This is a genomic window from Paeniglutamicibacter sp. ORCA_105, assembly GCF_045798545.1.
GTDB classification, from domain to species: Bacteria; Actinomycetota; Actinomycetes; order Actinomycetales; family Micrococcaceae; genus Paeniglutamicibacter; species Paeniglutamicibacter sulfureus.
On sequence record NZ_JBIXLM010000036.1, the window covers coordinates 26,044 to 46,826 of the forward strand.

General features: G+C 64.7%; 19 protein-coding genes. 7 read left to right on the forward strand and 12 right to left on the reverse strand.

The genetic code is table 11. The features are described from left to right. Nucleotides 1-201 precede the first annotated feature (201 nt). Both ACIPUB_RS15810 and ACIPUB_RS15815 read right to left on the reverse strand, forming a co-directional pair. On the reverse strand, nucleotides 202-1,089 hold the full coding sequence (locus ACIPUB_RS15810) for a serine protein kinase RIO (protein WP_407608240.1): 888 nt from the start codon (nucleotides 1,087-1,089) through the stop codon (nucleotides 202-204). 400 nt (nucleotides 1,090-1,489) lie between these two features. Further along, nucleotides 1,490-1,930: a PaaI family thioesterase gene (locus ACIPUB_RS15815; protein WP_407608241.1), complete on the reverse strand. Its 441-nt coding sequence runs from the start codon at nucleotides 1,928-1,930 to the stop codon at nucleotides 1,490-1,492. A 114-nt stretch (nucleotides 1,931-2,044) separates the two neighbouring features. Between ACIPUB_RS15815 and paaZ the strand changes: the two genes are divergently transcribed. The 4 genes from paaZ to ACIPUB_RS15835 all read left to right on the forward strand — a co-directional run bounded on the left by paaZ (nucleotide 2,045) and on the right by ACIPUB_RS15835 (nucleotide 6,973). After that, nucleotides 2,045-4,171: a phenylacetic acid degradation bifunctional protein PaaZ gene (paaZ, locus tag ACIPUB_RS15820; RefSeq protein ID WP_407608242.1), complete on the forward strand. Its 2,127-nt coding sequence runs from the start codon at nucleotides 2,045-2,047 to the stop codon at nucleotides 4,169-4,171. A gap of 237 nt (nucleotides 4,172-4,408) precedes the next feature. After that, complete coding sequence (locus ACIPUB_RS15825; protein WP_407608243.1) at nucleotides 4,409-5,653, forward strand: phosphotransferase; 1,245 nt, start codon at nucleotides 4,409-4,411, stop codon at nucleotides 5,651-5,653. A gap of 164 nt (nucleotides 5,654-5,817) precedes the next feature. Beyond that, entirely contained in the window at nucleotides 5,818-6,303 is a 486-nt protein-coding gene (locus ACIPUB_RS15830) for a hypothetical protein (protein WP_407608244.1), read from the forward strand. Between the two features lie 205 nt (nucleotides 6,304-6,508). Then, nucleotides 6,509-6,973, forward strand: coding sequence for an ASCH domain-containing protein (locus ACIPUB_RS15835; protein WP_407608258.1), 465 nt, complete (start codon nucleotides 6,509-6,511; stop codon nucleotides 6,971-6,973). Nucleotides 6,974-7,098: 125 nt separating this feature from the next. Here ACIPUB_RS15835 and ACIPUB_RS15840 read toward each other — a convergent pair whose 3' ends face one another. From ACIPUB_RS15840 to ACIPUB_RS15850, 3 genes are read right to left on the reverse strand one after another with little or no spacing between them, the layout of a single operon-like run. Beyond that, complete coding sequence (locus ACIPUB_RS15840; protein WP_407608245.1) at nucleotides 7,099-7,767, reverse strand: response regulator transcription factor; 669 nt, start codon at nucleotides 7,765-7,767, stop codon at nucleotides 7,099-7,101. After that, nucleotides 7,745-9,256: a sensor histidine kinase gene (locus ACIPUB_RS15845; protein ID WP_407608246.1), complete on the reverse strand. Its 1,512-nt coding sequence runs from the start codon at nucleotides 9,254-9,256 to the stop codon at nucleotides 7,745-7,747. Before ACIPUB_RS15845 ends, ACIPUB_RS15840 begins: the two co-directional genes overlap by 23 nt. Beyond that, nucleotides 9,249-9,632 carry a hypothetical protein gene (locus tag ACIPUB_RS15850; protein ID WP_407608247.1) on the reverse strand — a complete coding sequence of 128 codons (384 nt, stop codon included), beginning with the start codon at nucleotides 9,630-9,632 and terminating at the stop codon, nucleotides 9,249-9,251. The genes ACIPUB_RS15845 and ACIPUB_RS15850 overlap by 8 nt, the downstream gene beginning before the upstream one ends. 356 nt (nucleotides 9,633-9,988) lie before the next feature. Between ACIPUB_RS15850 and ACIPUB_RS15855 the strand changes: the two genes are divergently transcribed. Further along, nucleotides 9,989-10,669 (forward strand): SGNH/GDSL hydrolase family protein, encoded by a 681-nt coding sequence (locus ACIPUB_RS15855; protein ID WP_407608248.1) that lies wholly within the window; start codon nucleotides 9,989-9,991, stop codon nucleotides 10,667-10,669. Nucleotides 10,670-10,750: 81 nt separating this feature from the next. On the opposite strand, the gene ACIPUB_RS15860 is transcribed toward ACIPUB_RS15855, so the two are convergent. Next, complete coding sequence (locus tag ACIPUB_RS15860; protein WP_407608249.1) at nucleotides 10,751-12,427, reverse strand: thiamine pyrophosphate-dependent enzyme; 1,677 nt, start codon at nucleotides 12,425-12,427, stop codon at nucleotides 10,751-10,753. A gap of 279 nt (nucleotides 12,428-12,706) precedes the next feature. On the opposite strand from ACIPUB_RS15860, the gene ACIPUB_RS15865 reads away from it, so the two are divergent. Next, complete coding sequence (locus tag ACIPUB_RS15865; RefSeq protein WP_407608250.1) at nucleotides 12,707-13,285, forward strand: GNAT family N-acetyltransferase; 579 nt, start codon at nucleotides 12,707-12,709, stop codon at nucleotides 13,283-13,285. 85 nt (nucleotides 13,286-13,370) lie between these two features. Here the strand turns inward: ACIPUB_RS15865 and ACIPUB_RS15870 are convergent, their stop codons facing one another. From ACIPUB_RS15870 to paaI, 4 genes are all read right to left on the reverse strand, one after another. Next, nucleotides 13,371-14,072, reverse strand: coding sequence for a nicotinamide mononucleotide transporter (locus tag ACIPUB_RS15870; RefSeq protein WP_407608251.1), 702 nt, complete (start codon nucleotides 14,070-14,072; stop codon nucleotides 13,371-13,373). A gap of 88 nt (nucleotides 14,073-14,160) precedes the next feature. Beyond that, nucleotides 14,161-14,778: a TetR/AcrR family transcriptional regulator gene (locus ACIPUB_RS15875; protein WP_407608252.1), complete on the reverse strand. Its 618-nt coding sequence runs from the start codon at nucleotides 14,776-14,778 to the stop codon at nucleotides 14,161-14,163. A gap of 106 nt (nucleotides 14,779-14,884) precedes the next feature. Next, the gene (locus ACIPUB_RS15880; protein WP_407608253.1) at nucleotides 14,885-16,204 is read right to left on the reverse strand and encodes a phenylacetate--CoA ligase family protein; all 1,320 of its coding nucleotides are present in this window, start codon (nucleotides 16,202-16,204) and stop codon (nucleotides 14,885-14,887) included. Between the two features lie 50 nt (nucleotides 16,205-16,254). Further along, on the reverse strand, nucleotides 16,255-16,695 hold the full coding sequence (gene paaI / locus ACIPUB_RS15885) for a hydroxyphenylacetyl-CoA thioesterase PaaI (protein ID WP_407608254.1): 441 nt from the start codon (nucleotides 16,693-16,695) through the stop codon (nucleotides 16,255-16,257). A gap of 247 nt (nucleotides 16,696-16,942) precedes the next feature. On the opposite strand from paaI, the gene ACIPUB_RS15890 reads away from it, so the two are divergent. After that, nucleotides 16,943-17,302, forward strand: a complete 360-nt coding sequence (locus ACIPUB_RS15890; protein ID WP_407608255.1) for a hypothetical protein — start codon at nucleotides 16,943-16,945, stop codon at nucleotides 17,300-17,302. Between the two features lie 71 nt (nucleotides 17,303-17,373). Here ACIPUB_RS15890 and ACIPUB_RS15895 read toward each other — a convergent pair whose 3' ends face one another. Continuing rightward, the gene (locus ACIPUB_RS15895; RefSeq protein WP_407608256.1) at nucleotides 17,374-18,444 is read right to left on the reverse strand and encodes a GNAT family N-acetyltransferase; all 1,071 of its coding nucleotides are present in this window, start codon (nucleotides 18,442-18,444) and stop codon (nucleotides 17,374-17,376) included. Beyond that, nucleotides 18,441-20,603 (reverse strand): S9 family peptidase, encoded by a 2,163-nt coding sequence (locus ACIPUB_RS15900; protein WP_407608257.1) that lies wholly within the window; start codon nucleotides 20,601-20,603, stop codon nucleotides 18,441-18,443. Before ACIPUB_RS15900 ends, ACIPUB_RS15895 begins: the two co-directional genes overlap by 4 nt. Nucleotides 20,604-20,783: the final 180 nt, after the last annotated feature.

Sequence of the window (20,783 nt, forward strand, 5' to 3'; positions counted from 1 at the left end):
CAAGTTGATTCATTAAGAAGGCCAGTAGTGGCCACGTGGCCACGCTTTCACCAGGTAGGTGCGAGATTGATCGTTACGTTCGTGCGGCCCAAGCAGTTTGTGGGCCAACCATAGCCCGCATGGCGGGCGGATACCAGCACAGTCGACGTACCAATTGCACTCGACGGTCCTTGGTACGAGAACGCGAGCGACAGCCGGGAACTACCAAGCCTCTGCGATCACCTCGGCCAGGAGTTCGTCGCCGTCAACATCCAGACCCCGCGACCGGAACCATGCGCTGATGTTCTGGCAGTCCCGTAGAAGGAACCCGACGCCGCCTTCGTTCCCGGCGAGGTCGACAAATTGCGGCAGGTCGATGACCACGAGCCTCTCGCCGGCAGCAAGGACGTTGTAGGGAGAGAGGTCGCCGTGGGCAAACCCCAGCTGGGCAAAAACCTTCATGGCCCCAACGATTTGCTCCCAGTAATAGCCCAGCCGTTCTTTGTCTGGATGCACATGCTGCAGCCGCGGTGCTGCCGCGCCTTGGGATTCCGGATCTGCGATGAACTCCATGAGGATCTCTGTGCCCATGATCTGCACCGGATAGGGGACCGGAGCGCCGGCCTCAAAGCACATACGAAGGTATTGCCACTCTGAATTTGCCCACCGCGAAGCCTCCACGAGACGCCCATAGGTGCTGCCGTTTTTCAGGGCACGGGCATCGCGTGAACGCTTGACGCTGCGGCCCTGGGTGTAGGTCGAGGACCGATTGAAGGTTCGCTGATCCGGTGATCGATAGCGTTTGGCAGCCAACAAGGATCGTTGGTCGGCGGTGGCCCGTTCGATCAGGAAGACATCTGCTTCCTTGCCGGTCTTGAGGACGCCGAGTTCAGTGTCGATGGCACCGGCATCCTCTATGACGAACTCGGGGTAGGGCAGGGGGCCGCGCATCAATTTCTCGGTTGCCGGCCAGGTTGACCAACGTTGGGATTCGGTGAGTTGGTCGTCGAGGTAGTTCCAGTCCTCGCCGCGGTCAGCGCGGCTGGTCCGGCTACCGACGTGGCGTGGTTCAAAGGTGTCTGGAAAACTGCTGTCTACGTAATTCTTCATTGCTGGAGTAACTCCTGTGGGAAGGAAAGTGTGGTTCCGGGGTCATGGTCAGGACACTCATCGGATCCCTCCTCAGGTAGTTACTGGCGTTGGTCCTCAAGCACACCATAGCCATTGATAGTTGTCAATCACTCGTGTTGCCTCAGGGTTAATGCTCGCGGAATGGGGCGCGTGCCTCATTTGTTTTTGCTCGCGAAAGCTCTGACCACGTGGACAGTCGGCGCGGTGTCCCGGCCCAGGCTGTCCGGGTGATAGCGCCGGCCAGGGCATGGTCAACAGCCCGACCCCCCCCAGGACCTCCGCCCGCGGGTAAAGCGGGGACATTTCGATGAGCGGGCCGGCCCATTCGCTGACGGGAACGGAGGCGTCCAGCTGCGATCGCTAGCCCGGTTGTGCGGGCTTACGTCCTGATGTCGATCATCAGGTTGGTGATCCGCAGGGTGCAGAGGCGCTCGCCGGCTTCGTTCTCGATCACAACCTGGTGGCTGGCCACGCGGCGGCCCAGGCTGATCGGGGTCGCGGTGATCGTGATCAAGCCGCTGCGGGCCCCCTTGTGGTGCGTCGCCGAAACGTCCACGCCCACTGCGGACTTGCCCATGGTTGAGGCGTGCTTGACGGCTGCCCAGGAACCCACCGCCTCGCCTACGGCCAGGGACGCCCCTCCGTGTAGCAGGCCGAATGATTGGCGGTTTCCCTCCACCGGCATGGTTGCCACGACCTTCTCGACCGACTCCTCGAGGATCTTGATGCCCATCTTGATATCCAACTCGCCGAGGGCAATCTGCCACACTCCGCCAATCGACGCTTCAGGGGTAGGGGCGGTCGGGCGCTCTGCGCTCATGGATGTCAATCTCCTGTTTAGCGGGCTTGTTTGGCGCCCGAGACTCGTGGTGCTCTTCCCCATACTGTACTGTGGTTGCTAATACTGACCGATCGTTCAGGAAGGACCTTGTCGATGACGACTACTCCCATGGCTCCACTCGTTCCGAGCTTCATTCAAAACTCTTGGTGGACCCCGTCCGAGCCGGTTGGGGGTACCCCCGTGTTGGATGCCAACACCGGAGCGCCCCTGGCCACGGTCAACAGCGACGGGATGGATCTGGCCAAGGTCGTTGAGTATGGACGCACCGTCGGCCAGGCCGAACTGGGCAAGCTCACCTTGCATGAGCGCGCCCTCAAGCTCAAGGAACTGGCACAGTTCCTCAATGACCGCCGCGAAGTGCTTTACGAAATCTCCTACCAAACCGGTGCGACCAAGATCGACTCGATGGTGGACATCGACGGCGGCATCGGCGTGCTGTTCACCTTCTCCTCCAAGGGCCGGCGCGAATTGCCGAACTCCAATGTCATCACCGACGGGACCATGGAGGTCCTTTCGCGCGACGGTTCCTTTGCCGGCGAACACATCTACACCCGCATTCCCGGTGTTGCAGCACAGATCAATGCCTTCAACTTCCCGGTTTGGGGAATGCTGGAGAAGTTCGCGCCCGCCTTCATCGCCGGTGTCCCGACCATCGCCAAGCCCGCCACCCCCACCGGCTACGTAGCGGAGGCCATGGTGCGCCTGATGGTCGAATCCGGCATCCTGCCCGAGGGGTCCATCCAGCTGATCTCCGGCTCGGCCCGCACGCTGTTGGACGTGCTGGACTACCGCGACATGTTGTCCTTCACCGGATCGGCCTCCACTGCATTCTCGCTGAAATCCCACAAGAACGTTATCGAGGGCGGCGTGCGCTTCACCGCTGAAACCGACTCGCTCAACGCCGCCATCCTCGGTCCCGACGCAGTGGTCGGCACCCCGGAATTCGACGCCTTCGTCAAGGCAGTCACCACGGAGATGACTTCCAAGGCGGGCCAGAAGTGCACCGCCATCCGGCGCAACATCGTGCCCGCCACCCTCGTTGCCGACGTGGTCAAGGGCGTGGGCGAGCGCATCGATGAGCGTGTGGTCATCGGCGACCCGCGCGCCGAAGGCGTCACCATGGGAGCCCTGGCGTCCCTGGAGCAGTTGCGCGACGTGCGCGCCGCGGTCGAGGACATGATTGCCGCCGGCGGCGAAATCGCCTACGGAACCCTGGATGCACCGGTGGTGCGCACCACCGAGGGCGAAGAGAGAACCGTCGATGCGGGGGCCTTCATGTCCCCGCTGCTGCTCACCTGGGACGACGTGGAGAACGAGTCGGTGCACAGCCGCGAGGCCTTTGGTCCGGTGTCCTCGGTGATCGGCTACTCCGACCTGGGCGACGCCGTACGCCTCGCCGCCAAGGGCTCCGGGTCCCTGGTGGCCACCGTATGCACCAATGACCCCGACACCGCGCGCGTCCTCACCACCGGCATCGCCTCGCACCACGGCCGTGTCCACATGCTCAACCGCGAGACGGCGCGCAGCTCCACCGGCCACGGATCCCCGGTTCCGCACTTGGTGCACGGCGGCCCCGGCCGCGCCGGCGGTGGCGAGGAACTCGGCGGCATCCGCTCGGTCATGCACCACATGCAGCGCACAGCCATCCAGGGCTCTCCGAACATGCTCACGGCAGTCACCGGCATATGGCACACGGGAGCCGACCGAGTCATTGCCGGAGACGCCGAGTTCGGCGCCGTCGAGGGGGCGATCCACCCGTTCCGCAAGTCGCTGGCCGAGCTGAAAATCGGCGATGCCTTTGCCTCGCCGCTGCGCAAGGTCAGCCTGGAGGAAATCACCGCGTTTGCCAACGAAACAGGGGACACCTTCTACGCACACACCGATCGTGCCGCGGCCGAGGCCAACCCGTTCTTCCCCGGCATCGTGGCCCACGGCTACCTGTTGGTCTCCTGGGCCGCAGGACTCTTCGTCCAGCCCGCCCCGGGACCGGTCCTGGCCAACTACGGCCTGGAGAACCTGCGCTTCATCACGCCGGTGCCGGACGGGGACTCGATCCGTGTCACGCTGACCGCCAAGAAGATCACCCCGCGCGTCACCGACGAGTACGGGGAAGTCGCCTGGGACGCCGTCATCAACAACCAGGATGGCGAGATCGTCGCCACCTATGACGTGCTGACCCTGGTGGAGAAGGAAAACACCACCTACGCCAACTGGGCCTAGCATTCCCTGGCACGCAGCTCAACGCGAACAAGCACCGACGGCCGGCCGCCCAACTCCCCGTTCAAGGAGTCGGGCGGTCGGCCATCGGTTTCTGCGCCACCGGCAAAGGGACGCGCCCGTGGCGACCTTCCCGTGGCCCGCATGGCACCGGATGTGAGAAGGTAGCGGGCAAAGGGAATAGGTCAGCGCTGACCCCGGCCGGCGCGACTTGCCGTGACGATGAGGAACGAGGGCTCGATGAATTCTCCGGTGCTTCAGGATGCCGACGCATGGACCGAACGGGAGCAACTGGACTTCTTCGAATCGGCCGAACTGACAGACATCCTGGCCGATGTCGTCCGTCCGATGGGCCTTGAGCATGCCAAGGTTTCCTTGGCGGAGTTGCACCATCGGCCCGGCGCCGGGGTCTCGGGAGTCTTCGAGGCCAGCAACGGATCGACGACCCTATACCTTGGCGCCACCGCGGAAAAACTGGAGAAGGTCCCGGAAGGTGCCGTGCGGCTGGACAGCGGTCAGGGCACCGTCGTCGTGTGGCTGCATCCTGCAGATCCGCTGCTGCCCGGATTGCGGCTGGCGACCACTCCGGCATTGGTCGAGGAAAAGTGGGGTGGCGGCCGCGTGCTGGAGGAGCTGCGCACCTTGGCCTACCGTCCGCTTCGTCGGGCGGTTTTACTGGCCCGTTTTGGGGATGGCAACCAACTGTTCCTCAAGGTCCTGAGGAAGGATGCGCAACTTCTGTATGACAAGCACCTTGCCCTCCTGCAGGCAGGCGTCCCGGCCCCCACGCCGGTGGGTCCGCCGATGGACGGTGTGCTGGCCTTTCACCGTGCAAGTGGAGTGCCGCTGGCCGAAGACCTCATGCACGCCCCGGACCTGCCCCTGGACCCGAAACAGATCATCGGGCTTCTTGACTCGCTGCCTCAGTCCCTGATGGAGTTTCCCGCCAGGCCGGCCTGGTCGGACCGCCTGGGCTGGTATGGGCATGCGGCCCAGACCGCGGTGCCGGACCAAGCCGAAAACATCGCAGCCCTGATCCAGCGCCTTGCCCACGTCCTGGAAAACTCCCGGCGCGGCGAGCTGGCACCGAGCCATGGGGATTTCTACGAGGCCAACATCTTCGTCACAGACGGGACCATCACCGGGTTGTTGGATATTGATTCGGCCGGCCCCGGATATCTTGTTGACGACCTTGCCTGTTTTATCGGACACCTTGCGGTCCTGCCGGGTCTTGACGTGCGGTACGCACGGGTCGGGGACTATCTCGAACGGTATGCCAAGGCTTTCGAGGCGGAACTGGGCAACCGCGGGGTGTCTGCCGGAGGGCTCTATGCCCGGGCGGCTTGCGTGGTCCTGTCACTCGTGGCCGGCGCGCGGGACGAATCCAACCCCGACTGGCGTTCCGCGGCGATGGATCGATTGCGTCGGGTGGAAGAACTTGCAGGCCTCGCCCAGAGTGCCATGAGAACCGAGCCAACCGGATAGTCGCTGGGCCAAAATGATGGACCTTTGGCTGGTTGCGTGGAATCCTCCCTAAGGTCTGAGGCCAAGATGAGAACATTCTCATTCTTTTCTCCTCTACGGCTCACATTCAAAGGTCATGCTGGAATCAAGCAACCAGCTGAACAATGAACGGAAGGTTCGGAACCATGAAGAAGACACGTACATTTTGGTCAATCAACGGAGCTCTTGGCGTAGTTGCCCTTGGAGCCGGTGTCGCAGTAGCCCAGCCTGCCGTCGCCGTCAACGAATCGGTCGTGGTGCAGGAGCGCGCATCGCAGCAGACTTCCTCCTCGGTAGAGCGGGTCGCAGCTGCGGCCGAAGTCTCCGCGCAAACTGCCGCATCTGCACAGTCGGCAGCGTCGCCGGTTTCGGCCCAAACACCGGCTTCCCCGGTTACCGCCCAGTCGCCGGTCTCTCCGGTGTCGCCGGTGACGGCCCAGTCGCCGGTCTCTCCGGTGTCGCCGGTGACGGCCCAGTCCCCGGTTTCTCCGGTGTCGCCGGTGACGGCCCAGTCCCCGGTTTCTCCGGTTTCTCCGGTTTCTCCGGTTTCTCCGGTATCTCCGGTTACGGCCCAGACCCCGGTCTCACCTTTGTCTCCGCAGACCGCCCCTTCGGCGGCCAGCGCCAGCTAACCGACGCGAACCCAGCGGACGCGGCGGGTACCGGTTTCTGAACCGGCACCCGCCGCATGTGCGTCACCGCACCGGCCGCTTCGGCAGGTTCCAGATGCTGCACCACGCCAGACATGTGCCGTACGTGGAACCACCGTGGCATGCTGAGTCTGTGAAACCACAAGACGCCGGTCAGCTATTCATTGACCGGGAAGCCGCTGCCCTGATGTGGGCCGAGTATTCAAATGCCAACCCGGGTAGGGTTCGCCTTTGCCCGGAGTACACGGTCGAACGCTTCGGCGATTCGGCGGATCTGGCAGACGCGCTGCTGCACGAGGTGATCCATGGTCGCAAAAGAGCCACCTCGACGCTAGCCCGGGAGTTCCTGGATGACGGCCAGTCTCTTCCGCGCATCGGATCTCATTGGATCGCCTGCGACGGGTCGGGAACGCCTCGGGTCATCCTGAAAAGCGTGGAGTTTCGCATCGGCGACTTCAACAGCGCCGATGCCGACTTCGCCAGGGATGAAGGCGAGGACGACAGGTCACTGGAGAGCTGGAGGACCGAACACCGCAAATACTGGCGGCGTACCGAAACCGCCCGCGGCCGCACCTGGAGTGAGGAAGATGAGATCGTGTTCGAACGCTTTGTGCCGGTTTGGCCGCCTGCGCACGCGGGGTTGCGGCCCTGACCCCGAGTGGCGACTCGCCGATACAATCGCCACTGCGCCTGATCTCCAAACAGGATCCGGAAGGGGGCGCCGCGGCCGTGGGAACTGTCACATCAGGTGCGAGGACCCGGACGCCCGGCAGCGGTTCAGGACGGGTCCTCGAAGCGGTACCCCATGCCACGCACCGTGGTGAACCATTCGGCGCCCAATTTGTTGCGCAGGTAGCGCACATACACGTCAACGACGTTTGACCCGGGATCGAAGTCATAGCCCCACACCCTGGACAGCAATTGCTCGCGGCTGAGCACCTGCCCGGGGTTTCGCATGAAGGCCTCGGCCAGCCCGAATTCCCTGGCCGATAGGTCGATCTCGCGACCGTCCAGACGCGTCCGGCGGCTCCCGAAATCGAGTTCCAGCGGGCCGACTCGAATCACCTGCTCCTCGTGTACCGCCGCCTGCGGACGCAGCCGCAGCCGCACCCGGGCCAGGAGCTCCTCGAACCGGAAGGGCTTGGCCATGTAGTCGTCCGCGCCTCCTTCGAGCCCCGCAACGGTGTCGTCGATGCTCGAACGCGCCGTGAGAATGATGACGGGGGTATCGACGTTGGTGGAGCGGATGCGCGCAAGAACCGAGAAACCGTCCTCGTCGGGCAATCCAAGATCCAAGACGATCAGCTCGAAGTCTCCGGTCTGGGCAAGGTACCCGCCTTCCTTGCCCGTGTCGGCGACGGTCGGGGCGAAGCCAGCGGCCTTGAGCCCCTTGGCGACAAAGGAACTGATGCGGTCCTCGTCCTCAATGATCAGTATTCGGCTCATCTTCTTCTTTCTCCGGGGCAATGGGGATTTCAATGACGAAGGTCGAGCCAACGCCCACATCGGAGCTGACACCGATGCTTCCTCCGTGTGCTCCGGCAATCGCCGAGACGATGTTCAGTCCCAGCCCGGAGCCCTCGGTGCGTTTTGAATTGTGGCCACGGCCAAAGCGCTCGAAAATTCGTTCCTGGTCCGCCACAGCGATTCCGACTCCCTCGTCGCGGACCCAGAAGCGCAGGACCTCGTTGCCGGAGTCCGTCGTGATGTTGGTTCCCATGGTAATTGTGGACCCGTCGGCGGAAAACTTGACGGCGTTGGAGCACAATTGCAGCATCGCCTGGGTGATGCGCTGTGGATCGACATCGGCAGTGGCCTCGACCCTGTGGCCGATCCTCCAGACACGGTCGCCGAGCGTACGCGCCTTGTCCAACAAGTCGTCGAGCAGGGTGCCGATGTTCGTCGCGGCACGCTGGACGAAGTCGACTCTGTTGGAGTTCGCAAGGGTGACCAGGTCATTGATGAGGAAGGACATTCGGTCCAGTTCCGCCAGCGCGATGTCCCGTGACTGGTTGACGTCTTCTGGATCCAAGGGGTCCATGAGCTCAAGGTGCCCCTGCACGATGGTCACCGGCGTCCTGAGCTCGTGGCCCACGTCGTCAAGGAGCTGGCGCTGGGAAACCATGGCGTTCTCCACGCGGTCCAGCATGGCGTTGACCGTCATCGTCAGCTCGGCGAGGTCGTCGCGTCCGACCACTTCGATGCGCTGGGACAGGTCAGATTCGGAAATCTTTCGGGCGGTGTCGCGCAGCAGGGCCACGGGGCGCAGGAACCTGCCCACCAGCAACCATCCGGCCGCCCCGGCCACCAGCAAGATGACGAGGCCGACCGCCACATACATGAGGAAGCCGCGATTCAGGGCCTGCCGCTCGGCGGTGTAGTCGTAGGCAAGGAACAGGTGGGCAGGTGGTTGGGGCTGGGCGAGGGTCAGCGGAATGCTCACCACGCGATAGGTGGCCTTGGCTGTGGGCACCGTTTGGAGCATGACCCGTTCGTCCGGGGCGGAGTTCACCGCCCAGGCGATGAACTCCGGGTCGTTTTCCGGCCGCAGCTGGACGATCTCGGGGGCGGTCCACCGCACTTCGTCGTTGACCATGCTCAGCATGCCCTCGTGCTTGGCCGGCAGGGTCTGCTGCATGGCGGTGTACAGCAGGCCCTCGGCCGTGAGCGGTGCGGAAGCGGTTGCCGATTCGGAACTGCGGGCGGCCAGTACCTGGAATTCCTGGACGCTGCGCTTGAGCGAGTCGTCGATGCGGGCGTCCATGGTGCGAACCTGCAGGAGATAGACCACGGTTCCGGTGACGGCGAATGCCAAGGTGATCAGTCCAAGCATGCCCGCAAGCACGCGGGTGCGCACGGAGAACCCTCGCCGGGCAACGCGTGTGCTGGCGAAGGACCTTGCCAGTCGCCGGGCAAGTCGGGTGATCCTAGTCATCGTCGTCATCCGACTCTTCGAAGTCATCGTCATCGTCATCGTCATCATCGTCGTCCACAGAGGACGGGGGAAGCGGCTTGACGGGTGCCGACTTGCTGGGCAGGACCGGGGGCTTCGGGGAAGGTTTGACGGAGGGCTTGGCCGGGGGCTTTGACGATTGGGTGCGTGAGGGAGCGGTTGGCTTCGGCTCGGGAGTGGGGGTCACGGACGAAGGCGACGGGTTGGACGGTGTCGGACCCTCCTCGACGGTGATTGCCGGGCCCAGATTCACAGCAGGGGGAGCAATGAGTCCCAGCGCCACCACATAGGTCCCCAGCCCCAAGGTCAAGAACACCGCCAGCCAGGCCACGATCTTGCCAGTTTTTCCCAATCCCATGCCCACTAGTATGGCTGAGAATGATGAGACCCAAATGAGAAGGGTGAATCGACTGGGTCGAACCGGGAGCAATCATTCCCCACTTGGCACCGGGACGCCCATCGTGGGATCTCCACGCCCGGCATCAGCGCCAGGTGTGACGATGCATTTTTACGCCTTGACAGTGGCACATCGAAGGCCGAACCTGAAGCATGGGGGAACCGCCGGATATCGCGAGGCACTGGGTGAACGGGCCGGACGATGCACGGCGCGAGACGGGCCGTGTAATGAGCACCTGTGGTGGAGGCGACTGGTTTTGGCGCGGATGGCTGAACCTGGTCCAGGCCGGACCTTCGTTGTTCCAAGGACGCCGGATCGTGAAGAACCTGCCTGGCCTTCAAGGGGCGATTGGTCCCAACAATGGCATTGTTGATGTGCACGGCACCGGCGGGGAACCCTGTCGTCTGCTGGTCATCGGGGAATCCACCGTTGCCGGGACCGGTGCCCCGACGCACGCACTCGCGCTGACCGGTCAGCTGGCCGTGGGGCTTTCGGACCGCCGTCGCTTGCCGGTGGCTTGGGAGGCCCAGGGCGCCAACGGTGCCACCTTGGAACGAATCGGCAGCGAACTCCTGGAGCTGGTTCGGCAACCTGACCCGGACGTTGTGGTGTTGGTTGCCGGTGCCAATGACGCCATGGCCGGGAGAAGTTCCGCACACTGGCGCCGGGACCTGCGCAGGATCCTTGAGGTCTTCGTGGATTCGGGCAGGCACAGGGAAATCGTCGTCGCGGGAGTGCCGCCCTTCAGGTATTTTCCCGCGCTGCCGGTGCCGTTGAACGCATTCCTTGAACGCCGGGCCGGCCGCCTGGACGCGGCGTCGGCGCAGGTATGTGCCGAATTGGGCTTGGCCTTTGTGTCTTTCGCCGACGATCCGCCGCTGGGGGAGGCCTTCTTTGCCGCCGACCGCTTCCATCCCTCGGTGGCAGGCTATGGGCACTGGGCTGCTTTCCTGCTCGATGCGCTTCATGGGCCCCGTCCGGAAAACACCCTGCCATGAGCCTCGCCATCGAAGACAGCGGAGGCCCGTTTCCGACCCGAGGGGGGAAACGGGCCTCCGCTGATGAGACGCGAAGCCGGCTTAGTAGGCCTTGACGCGCTGTTCCACGATCAGGTGGATCAGGGCGAACTGGCCCTTCTCGTCAATGGCCGTCAGTGCGGCCTCGAGTGCAGCCGGGATGTCGCTGTCGTTTTCGACCCGCACACCGAATCCGCCAAAGGCCTGGGCCATGAGCGCGAAGTCCGGGTTTTTGAGCTGGGTGCCCGAGATGCGTTCGGGGTAGTGGCGTTCCTGGTGCGTGCGGATGGTTCCGTATTCCTGGTTGTCCATCACGATGACCAGCGGGGTGGCACCGTACTGCGCGGCGGTGGCCAGCTCCTGGCCGTTCATCAGGAACTCCCCGTCGCCCGCAATGGTGACCACGCGGCGGCCCGGGAAGTTCAGAGATGCGGCAATGGCCGATGGCACCGAGTAGCCCATGGATCCGTTGCGTGCCGAAATCATCGAGGCGTAGTCCTCGGTGGGGAAGTAGCGGTGTGCCCAGTTGGTGTGCTCGCCGGCGCCAAGGGTGATCATGGCGTCCTGCGGCAAGCCCGCCACCAGGTTGGCCATCATGGTGTCCATGCGGGCAGGGCCTTCGGACGGTGTGGCGGCGGGCAACGCTGCAAAATTTTCCTGCTCGGCCCGCATGCGATCGGTGAAGGACTTCCATTCCGGCTTGCCGGCGAAGTCCATCATGACCAGGTCCCGGACGAAGACATCGGGCTTGGACACGATTTGGTGGGACACCGGGCCCGAGCGGCCGCGCAGGGACGGGTCGATGGTGACCAGGAAGTTTTTCTTGGTCCAGTCCTGGCGCACCAGGAAGCCATCGGTGATCACGTCTCCCGGGACGGTGCCGACGAAGATCAGCAGGTCGGTTTCCTCGAGCAGGTCATAGGTGGGCTTGGGACGTCCGTAGCCGATGGGCCCGACGTAGGACGGGGAGCTAAAGGGAATGTTGCCCTCGCAGCGCCACTCAACGGCGGCCGGCAGGTGGTGCTCTTCCAGCCAAGCGGTCAGGGCGGTGGAACCCTCCTGGGTCCAGTCGTTGCCGCCGAGCACGAACAGCGGCTTGGAGGATTCCTCGAGTGCCGACTTGAGTTCTTTCCAGTCGGTCACCGTCATGCCTCCGGTGGCCACGGGGATGACCGGGTGGAGGGTGGGCTCGACCATTTCACGGATGATGTCTTCGGGAAGCCCGACAACCACTGGACCGGGACGACCGCTCATGGCGGCGAACATGGCTTCGGCGACGATCTCCGAGGCGCGCTCTGCGTGGTCAAGGACCATGACGCGTTTGGCGCCGGTGTCGAACCAGCCCTTGATGTCGAATTCCTGGAAGGCTTCGCGGTCACGGTGGGCAAAGGGGATCAGGCCCACGAAGAGCACCATCGGGGTCGAGTCCTGCCAGGCGGTGTGCAGGCCCACGTGTGCGTTGGCGGCACCGGGTCCGCGGGTGACCATGGCGATGCCCGGACGCTGGTGCATCTTGCCGTCGGCCTCGGCCATGTATGCGGCTCCGCCTTCGTGGCGGCAGACGACGGTCTCGATGGGGGAGTGGTGCAGTCCGTCCAGTACATCAAGGTAGCTTTCCCCGGGGATCACATAGGTGCGTTCCACGCCGTGGGCGACCAGGGTGTCGACAATGATGTGCCCGGCCGACTTCTTGTTCGTGGCCTGGGCATCGGGGAGTGCTTCTAGTGTTTGGGCGCTCATGGCAGTTGCTCCTTGTGGTCACCGTGGCATACGGGACTTGTGTTGCTAAGCGGGCACGTCTTTGTGCCGCGCCGTGGTCGAACGAGATCTCAAGTTCCAGCAAATGTACATGATGTCCGCCACTTGCCCGCAGAATGCAACGAAACGCATCTGTCACATTGGGTTGTTGATCACAATGACTTGTTTTTCGCCCAATCCCCGGCGGCATGCGTCGCGGCTGGGTCCGATGGGCTGAAACGGCCGAACCCGGACTGGATCCACTGGGCCTAGGGTAGGTGCATGAGCCCGAAACCCGATTCCCATTCGACAGCCTTCCTGCGGCCGTGGACCGACTCGGAAGAGGACATTGAGTCAATTATGGCGGCCTTTGGGGTCGACGACATGGCGGCCCAGGCCGGGGAACCGGTGAATTCCGCGGCGGCGGCTCGGAGGTGGGTGGCGCCGTGGATCGACTGCGAGAACGATCAGGTGCTGGCATTCGCCATTGACGTGAACGGCCTGGCGGTGGGACATGTCATGGCTACGGCCATTGACCGCCGCCACGAGACGGCGTGGATCTCCTATTGGGTCGCATCCGAGGCACGTGGCGCCGGATTGGCATCGCGCGCCACAGCCGCAATGGCCGTGCACTGTTTTGGAACGCTTGGCCTCTTTCGGCTCGAGTTGGCCTACAGGATGAACAACCCGGCTTCGGCTGCGGTGGCCAGGAAGGCCGGGTTCAAGGTGGAGGGCCTGGAGCGGGCGAAATTGCTGTACCTCGACGAATTCGGCAGGCCGGAGCGCTTCGACGTCCAGACGTGCGCCAGGCTGCTCACCGACGACCCCGCGCCTGCGATGCCGCTGCAGATCCGCGCCTAGGAGACGGCCACGGCATGGAGACGGCAATGGCCCGGAACCAAGAGGGTTCCGGGCCATTGCCACACGTAGCGGAGCCTGGCTCCGACTATGCCGCGTAGGGGCTGGGCGGATACTTCGCGTTCGACGGCTCGTCGGCGTTGATGGACCGTTCGCCGGGGAGGTTTCGCCAGGCAAACCAGCCGTAGAAGCCGGCCAGGGCCTGGAAGACCGTGACGCCGAGCAGGGCCAAGGCGGGGTTCGTGTTGAAAAGCAGGGCGACGTAAACAATTGCCGAGACCGTGCTGGCCAACCATGCCCAGCGGTACCCGCACGCAATGCCGATGAGGGCCACGACCAGGGCGGACTCGGCGGCAAAGGAAATCCACAAGGATGCCGTGCCGTCGGTGAAGATGAAGCCGGATGTCAGCATGCGGCCCATCCGCAAGGCAGTGAAAACCACAACGAGCAATGCGCCGATCAGCAACGACTTGACGCTGAAGCCACGTTGGATCACCTTGCGGCCAAAACGGCCGGCGTTTTCAAAGCGGGAGAAGCGCCACAGTCCAAAGGCCGCGGCCAGCAGTGCAGGCACCGCGTACAGGAGCATGGAAGCCTCGAACTGCAGGGCGATGACCAGGGGGCCGGCAAAGACCGCCAGGATCTGGGCCCACCAGCCCAGGTCGTTGCGCCGGGCCAACAGCACCATGGCAATGCAGCTGAGCAGCGCTGAAGCTGAAAAGAGTGCCACCTGGGTTCCGGAATCCGTTCCGGGGGCTTGGGTGAAGAGATTATAGAAAAGTTCGTCCACGAAGAATACTGCCTATTCACAAAGAAAAACGATGGGGGCGGTCCGATGCCTCAGCTATCGATCGTAGCGTGTCTTGCTGTGCGCGCGGCTACCGGTCGGCCTTGTGTAACCCATCGAACATCATGGTGATGGCATGCTCTTCGACCTGTTCGGCCGTGACGTTTCCGTCTTCCCGGAACCACTCGACCAGCGAGTTGATGGTGCCGAACAGCAGGCGAGTGGTGGTGCGCGGATCGATGTCGTCGCGCAAGGAGCCCTCTCGTTGGGCCTCGACCACGAGGTCCGAGACCCGGCGGTCCACGGCACGGCGGCGCTGCAGCGCGTCGCGCTCGATCTCGGTGTTGCCGCGCAACCGCAGCAGCAGGGTCACGTATTGCTGGCGCTTGACCAGGACGCGGATCGTGGAGCGGAGGAAGAACTTCAGTCGCTCCTCGGCGGTGCCCACGCCTGCACGTTCGTCCTCGGCGATGGCCTCGAGGGGCACCAACGCCTCGTCAAGGGCCAGACGCAGCAAATCGCCCTTGGAGGGGACGTGGTGGTAAATGGCGGACTTGCTGATACCCAGGTTTTCCGCGAGCTTGCCCATCGACGTCGCGTCGTAGCCGTGCTTGTTGAAGACTTCCACCGCTATGGACAGGACGGAGTCCTGGTCGTATCCGGGGCGTCCACGCTTGATCGGTGAGGAGTTTGCAATGCTGGCAGTCATGATTCCTCATTCTCTCACGAACGGTCGGTCCGGAAATCGGTGGCGGGAAGACGGTGACGGTGACGGGAGCGCGGTGTCGCGCTCCCGTCCCCATCACCATGGCGGCCTACTTGTTGCGCAGGTCGTAGATGCGGCGCAGCTTGCCCGAGGAGCGGGCGAGCGTGCCCGGGTCAACGACCTGGATGGCGCAGGAGGACCCGACGTGGATCTTGATTTGCTGGGCGAGCTCCTTGCCGGCGGCCTCGGCACGGTCGGAGGTGCAGTCCTCGCGGCGTTCTATCTTCACTGCGAGCTGGTCCATGCGCCCGGGACGGGTGATCTCCAGCTGGAAGTGCGGGGACAGCCCATCGATGCGCAGGGCGATCTCCTCGATCTGGGACGGGAAGAGGTTGACCCCGCGCAGGATGATCATATCGTCGCTGCGCCCGGTGATCCGGCCCATGCGGCGGTGACCCGGCCGCGCGGTGCCGGGCAACAGGCGGGTGAGGTCGTGGGTGCGGTAGCGGATGATCGGCAGCGCCTGCTTGGTCAGCGAGGTGAACACCAGCTCACCGTGCTCCCCGTCGCCCAGCACCTTGGTCTCGTCGAAGGCGTCGATGATCTCCGGGCGGAAGTGGTCCTCCCAGATGTGGCTTCCGTCCTTGGTCTCGTTGGATTCCCCGGCCACTCCCGGGCCCATGACTTCGGAGAGGCCGTAGATGTCGCAGGCATCGATGTTGAACATGACCTCGAGCTCGTGACGCATTTCCTCGGTCCACGGCTCGGCCCCGAGTACCGCGGTCTTTAGCGAGGTCTTGCGCGGATCCAAGCCCTGACGCTGCATGGCATCGCCAATGGTCAACAAATAGGTCGGGGTGCACAGGATCGCGTCCGGCTCGAAGTCGTTGATCATGGTGATCTGCTTCTCGGTCTGGCCGCCGGACATCGGGATCACGGTGGTGCCGAGGCGCTCGGCGGCGGCATGTGCCCCCAGGCCGCCGGTGAACAACCCGTAGCCGTAGGCGTTGTGGACCTTCCAGCCCGGCTTCACACCCGAGAGGCGCAGGCAGCGCGCGCCCATCTTGGCCCAGTCGTCCAGGTCCTGCTGGGTGTAGCCGACCACGGTGGCCCGGCCGGTGGTGCCGGAGGAAGCGTGGATGCGGGCGACCTCGTGCTGCGGCACGGCGAACATGCCAAAGGGGTAGGTCTTGCGCAGGTCTTCCTTCTCGGTGAACGGGAACTTGGCCAGGTCGGCCAGTTCCTTCAGGTCGCTCGGGTGAACGCCCGCGCCGTCGTACTTTTCCTTGTACAGCGGCACCCTGTCGTACGCGTAGGCCAACGTTTCCTGCAGGCGCGCGAGTTGGATCGATTCGATCTGGTCGCGGCTCATGGTTTCTTCGGGATCCAACGGGTTGGGCAGTTCGATCCGGGTGGAAGTCTGGGTCATGATGTGGCCTTACGTGCGATTGCGGGTTGGTAGGGAGAGATGAAACGTTCTCAGGTGCGCTTGGGGATGGTGCGGGAGCGGCCACGGAATTCGGCCAGCACCTCGTCCTCTGCGCCGGGGACGGACTGGAGGATCTGGATGTCGTAAATGCCGCTGCGCCCGGATTTCTGGCGGCGGTTGGCCACGGCAGTCAGGATCCGGCCGGGGATGCCGGGCTTGAGGAAGTTGATGTCGACACCGGAAGCCACGGTGATGGTGTCCGAGGAACCGGTGTGCGGGTTGCATGACATGGCGAACGCGGTGTCGGCGAGGGCGAAGATCATTCCGCCGTGGGCGATGCCGAATCCGTTGAGCATTTCCTGGCGCAACTCCATGGAGATGGTGGCGTGCCCGTCGGCAACCTTCAGCACCTCGATGCCCAACCATTTGGCCGCATAATCGTTTTTCAGGATGGGATGCATCAGCGGTGCATCGACGCCAGTGTCGCTCATGAAGGACCTCTCAGTTATTTACCGAACGATCATTAGGTAATCCTGAAATGTGAGATAAGTCAAGACGGGAGGGCGGGATTCCCGAGTTTCCGCGGGACATGTCGTCGCCATGTTTCGGCAAATCGGCCGCAGGCGTCCAACCCCCTTCCCTCGGTGTCGCGGGACGAAAGCCCCTACACGCAGCCAGGGGGCCGGGGCGAGACTGGGAAATGGAATGAATCCATCGTGCCGAAGGAGTTGAGCGTAGATGCGTAGGTGGAGGCGCTGGGAAGACTGGGCCGTGGTTGTCGTGGGCCTGGTCATGGCATTGACACCCTTGTGGTCCGAGGGCATCGGGAATTCCGTGCCGCTGTTGATCACCACCGGGGCGCTGTTGTTTGCCGTCGGCATGGTCAATCTGGGCGGGCCAAACCTGTACGGGATCGAGGTGGGGCAGCTGCTGGCGGCCATGGTGGCCATCATCCTGCCCGGGCTGGGGTCCTTTGCCGGGGCCAATGTCCCGGCACTCACGGCCTGGATCGGAGGCGGAATCGCCGTGGTTGCAACGTTGCTGGCGATGAAGCCGAGCATCGAAACCTCGCACAAGCTGCAGCACCAGGAAGGGTAGTGTCGCCGGGTCCGTGAAGCGGCGCCGCACCTGCATGCAACCGAGTCCGCGGTCCCGTCCCCGGAGAGCCACTACCTGTCCGGTCTTGGCGTGGGCCGGTCGGGTCCGCTTACGGCCGGGATCTGGTGGATCCGGGCGTAGAGGGCGCGGATGAACGGTTCCTTGGCCTTGTTGTAGTCCATGACCAGCCCGGCGCCGCCGCCGCGTTCATTTGTTGCCGCTGCAGTGGCCCGCTTGATGAGGGCATAGGCGGCGCGGTCGGCCTCGTGCGTGCGCAGCCAGTCGCGGAATGCAACCATCCGGGCGGTCTCCGGGCAGCCCGGGGCCAGGACGTGGACATTGGCGGCCGGAAGGGCCGCACCGGGGCCGGACACCAGGAGCCGGTGGCGGTACCAGCCGGGCTCGCGCAGGCGGAAAATGAATCCCGCCGCCTCAAGCAGCGGCACATATTCCGATTCCCCGTCCGGATCCTGAACCGTCAGCACCACGTCGATGATCGGTTTGGCGGGAAGTCCCGGCACCGAAGTGGATCCCAGGTGCTCAATGGCCAGCGCACGGTCCCCGAGGGCGCGCCGGATCACCCCGGCGAGTGCAGCGAAGTCCTGCGGCCAGGTCGGTGACGGCGGGAGAACCAACACCGGCGCGGGGGAGGGCTTCCCCCGGATCCACTCGACGTTTCCGTCATCGGGTTCCGGGTCCCGCACCAGCGGCGGGTGGGGCAGCACGCAAAGGTGGCGGCGGCGACCGGGCCGGCGGGGGTCGGGCGGGGTGTCGGTGCAGTGAAAGCCGATGGCCCGGTAAAAGCCGATGGCGTCCTCGTCGGTGCGCGCCACGACCATGGCGGCCGAAATCTCCCGGACCCGGTGCACCAGTGCGGTTGCCACCCCGCTGCGCCGCTGCTGCGGGGCGACGGCGAGGTATTCGATTTCCACTGCGTGCCGATCCAGGCGCCGGTACGCGGCCAGCGCCGTCGGGACGCCGTGTTCGTCGACGGCGACCAGCAGCTCCCGGTCCTTGATCTCGTCGATCAGGGCGTCGAGGTCCGCGCCGGTGGCGTCGGAAGCCGCGGTGAGCAGCGCCCGGAACGCGGTGTTCGTGGCGAACCCCGCGCTGCGGGCGCTGGTTATCTCCGGTGTGTTCATGCGCCTTCGAAGTTCAGGCCCAGGGTGTCGAGGGCGAAGGCGTAGTCCCAGGCGCGGGTCTTCCAGCCCTCGTAGCGGCCCGAGGCCCCACCGTGTCCGCCGTCCATTTCGATCTTCATCACGATGGGCGCGGTGCCGGTGGTCTCCTCGCGCAGCTTCGCTACCCACTTGGCCGGTTCGACGTAGAGAACGCGGGTGTCGTTCAGCGAGGTGACGGCGGCGATCTTCGGGTAGGGCAGGGCCGCGACGTTCTCGTACGGGCTGTAGGACTTCATGTACTCGTAGACGTCGGCATCCTCGATGGGGTTTCCCCACTCCTCCCATTCCAGGGCCGAGAGCGGAAGGTCCGGGTCCAGGATGGAGGTCAGCGCATCGACGAACGGGACCTGGGCGATGATGCCGGCGTAGAGCTGCGGGGCCAGGTTGGCCACAGCACCCATGAGCAGGCCACCCGCCGAACCGCCCAGGGCCACGATGCGCTTCGGGTCGGCCCAGCCGGTGTCCAGCAGGTGCTTGGTGGCGTCCACGAAGTCGGTGAAGGTGTTCTTCTTGGCCAGCTTCTTGCCCTCCAGGTACCAGGACCGGCCCAGCTCGCCGCCGCCGCGCACGTGGGCGATGACGAACACGACCCCGCGGTCCAGCAGCGAGAGCCTGGGGATGCCGAAGCCGGGGTCCATGGACATCTCATAGCTGCCGTAGCCGTAGACCAGCACCGGGTTGGGGGTTTCGTTGGAGATATCGGCCCGGCGCAGGATGGTCAGCGGGATCTTGGTGCCGTCCGCCGCTGTGGCCCATTCGCGGGTGGCGCGGTACTTGGACGGGTCGTAGTCGTTGACCTGGGTTTGCTTGCGCAGCGACAGGGTGCCGTCGGCCAGGGTGTAGTCGTAGACGCGCGCCGGGGTGAAGTCCGAGGTGTAGGACAGCCGGATCATGGGTGCTTCGAGTTCCGCATTGGCCAGCGAGCAGGTGTAGAGCTCCTCGTCGAAGGCGGGTTCCACGGCCGGTTGCTGGGCCGCGGTGCCCAGGCCCTCCAGCGGCAGGACCACGACGCGTTCGGTGGTGTCCTTGCGCACCGAAACGACCAAGTGGGTGGCGGTGGCGGCGGTGCCCTCGACCTTGACGGTGTCGCGGTGCTCGAGCACGGTCTCCCAGCGCTGCTGCGCGAAGGGCAGGGCCAACTGGTCGGTGCGCAGCAGCGAGACCATGTTGTTCAGGGCGTCGCGGTCGTGGGTGATAACGTAGGCCCGCTGCCCGTCGAGCGTGAGCGGATCGGCCGAGTGCAGGATGCGGTGCTCCCGGGAGATGAGCATGACCGGGACCGCATGGGGATCGAGCAGGTCAAGGGTCAGGGTCTCGGAGTACTCGGAGTTGCCGATGGAGATCAGCAGCTCGGTGCGGTCCGCGGAGAGGTCGAAGCCCAGCCACATGCCCGGGTCGTCCTCCTGGAACACCACAATGTCGGTGGCCGGGTCGGTGCCCAGGGTGTGTGCCTTGATCTGGTGGGGGCGCCACGAGTCGTCGACCACGGTGTAGAAGACGCGGGTCCCGTCGGGGGAGAACGCCAGGCCGTAGAACACGTTTTCGATGGAGTCCGGAAGCAGTTCGCCGGTGCCCAGGTCCTTGATGCGCAGGGTGAAGCGCTCGTCGCCGGCGTTGTCCTGGGCGTAGGCCAGCAGGTTCCCGTCCTCGGTGACGGCCATCCCGCCCAGGGAGAAGAAGGGCTTGCCCTCGGCCTCCTTGTTGCCGTCCAGCAGTACCTGCTCGCCCTCGATCGGGACGCCGGCCTCGATGGCCGGTGGGGTCCAGTCGGCGTTCAGGTCCCCGGTGTCGGTGGCTGCAACGCGGCAGTGGATGGCGTACTGGGAGCCCTCGAGGGTGCGGGTGAAGTACCACCAGCCGCGCTTGCGGGCAGGGACCGAGAGGTCGGTTTCCACGGTGCGTGCCTTGATCTCGTTGAAGATCGCCTCGCGCAGCTGTGCCTGGTCGGCGGTGACTGCCTCCGCGTAGGCGTTCTCCGCCTCGAGGTGGGCGCGGACCTGGGGGCTGTCCTTGTCCCGCAGCCATTCGTAGTCGTCGGTGAAGGCATCCCCGTGGTGGGTGCGGACGGTGGGGACCTTGGGGGTCTGCGGTGCGGCGGGTGCGTGCTCGGCGTGGCTCATGCCTCCATTCAATCCGAACAATCACCCAACCGCCGCCCGGCTTCGCCCAACGCGGACAAAACCACCCTACCGGCGCCAACTGTCAGGGGGGGATGGGGGGGGGGGGGGGGGGGGCCCCCCCCCCGGCCCCCCCGGGGGGGGGGGGGGGGGGGGCGCGCCCCCGGGGCCCGGGGGGGGGGG

Coding starts and splice junctions, on each gene's coding strand:
- ACIPUB_RS15810 (WP_407608240.1), bottom strand. CDS start 1,089: ATGAAGAATTACGTAGACAGCAGTTTTCCAGACACCTTTGAACCACGC.
- ACIPUB_RS15815 (WP_407608241.1), bottom strand. CDS start 1,930: ATGAGCGCAGAGCGCCCGACCGCCCCTACCCCTGAAGCGTCGATTGGC.
- paaZ (WP_407608242.1), top strand. CDS start 2,045: ATGACGACTACTCCCATGGCTCCACTCGTTCCGAGCTTCATTCAAAAC.
- ACIPUB_RS15825 (WP_407608243.1), top strand. CDS start 4,409: ATGAATTCTCCGGTGCTTCAGGATGCCGACGCATGGACCGAACGGGAG.
- ACIPUB_RS15830 (WP_407608244.1), top strand. CDS start 5,818: ATGAAGAAGACACGTACATTTTGGTCAATCAACGGAGCTCTTGGCGTA.
- ACIPUB_RS15835 (WP_407608258.1), top strand. CDS start 6,509: ATGTGGGCCGAGTATTCAAATGCCAACCCGGGTAGGGTTCGCCTTTGC.
- ACIPUB_RS15840 (WP_407608245.1), bottom strand. CDS start 7,767: ATGAGCCGAATACTGATCATTGAGGACGAGGACCGCATCAGTTCCTTT.
- ACIPUB_RS15845 (WP_407608246.1), bottom strand. CDS start 9,256: ATGACTAGGATCACCCGACTTGCCCGGCGACTGGCAAGGTCCTTCGCC.
- ACIPUB_RS15850 (WP_407608247.1), bottom strand. CDS start 9,632: ATGGGATTGGGAAAAACTGGCAAGATCGTGGCCTGGCTGGCGGTGTTC.
- ACIPUB_RS15860 (WP_407608249.1), bottom strand. CDS start 12,427: ATGAGCGCCCAAACACTAGAAGCACTCCCCGATGCCCAGGCCACGAAC.
- ACIPUB_RS15865 (WP_407608250.1), top strand. CDS start 12,707: ATGAGCCCGAAACCCGATTCCCATTCGACAGCCTTCCTGCGGCCGTGG.
- ACIPUB_RS15875 (WP_407608252.1), bottom strand. CDS start 14,778: ATGACTGCCAGCATTGCAAACTCCTCACCGATCAAGCGTGGACGCCCC.
- ACIPUB_RS15880 (WP_407608253.1), bottom strand. CDS start 16,204: ATGACCCAGACTTCCACCCGGATCGAACTGCCCAACCCGTTGGATCCC.
- paaI (WP_407608254.1), bottom strand. CDS start 16,695: ATGAGCGACACTGGCGTCGATGCACCGCTGATGCATCCCATCCTGAAA.
- ACIPUB_RS15890 (WP_407608255.1), top strand. CDS start 16,943: ATGCGTAGGTGGAGGCGCTGGGAAGACTGGGCCGTGGTTGTCGTGGGC.
- ACIPUB_RS15895 (WP_407608256.1), bottom strand. CDS start 18,444: ATGAACACACCGGAGATAACCAGCGCCCGCAGCGCGGGGTTCGCCACG.
- ACIPUB_RS15900 (WP_407608257.1), bottom strand. CDS start 20,603: ATGAGCCACGCCGAGCACGCACCCGCCGCACCGCAGACCCCCAAGGTC.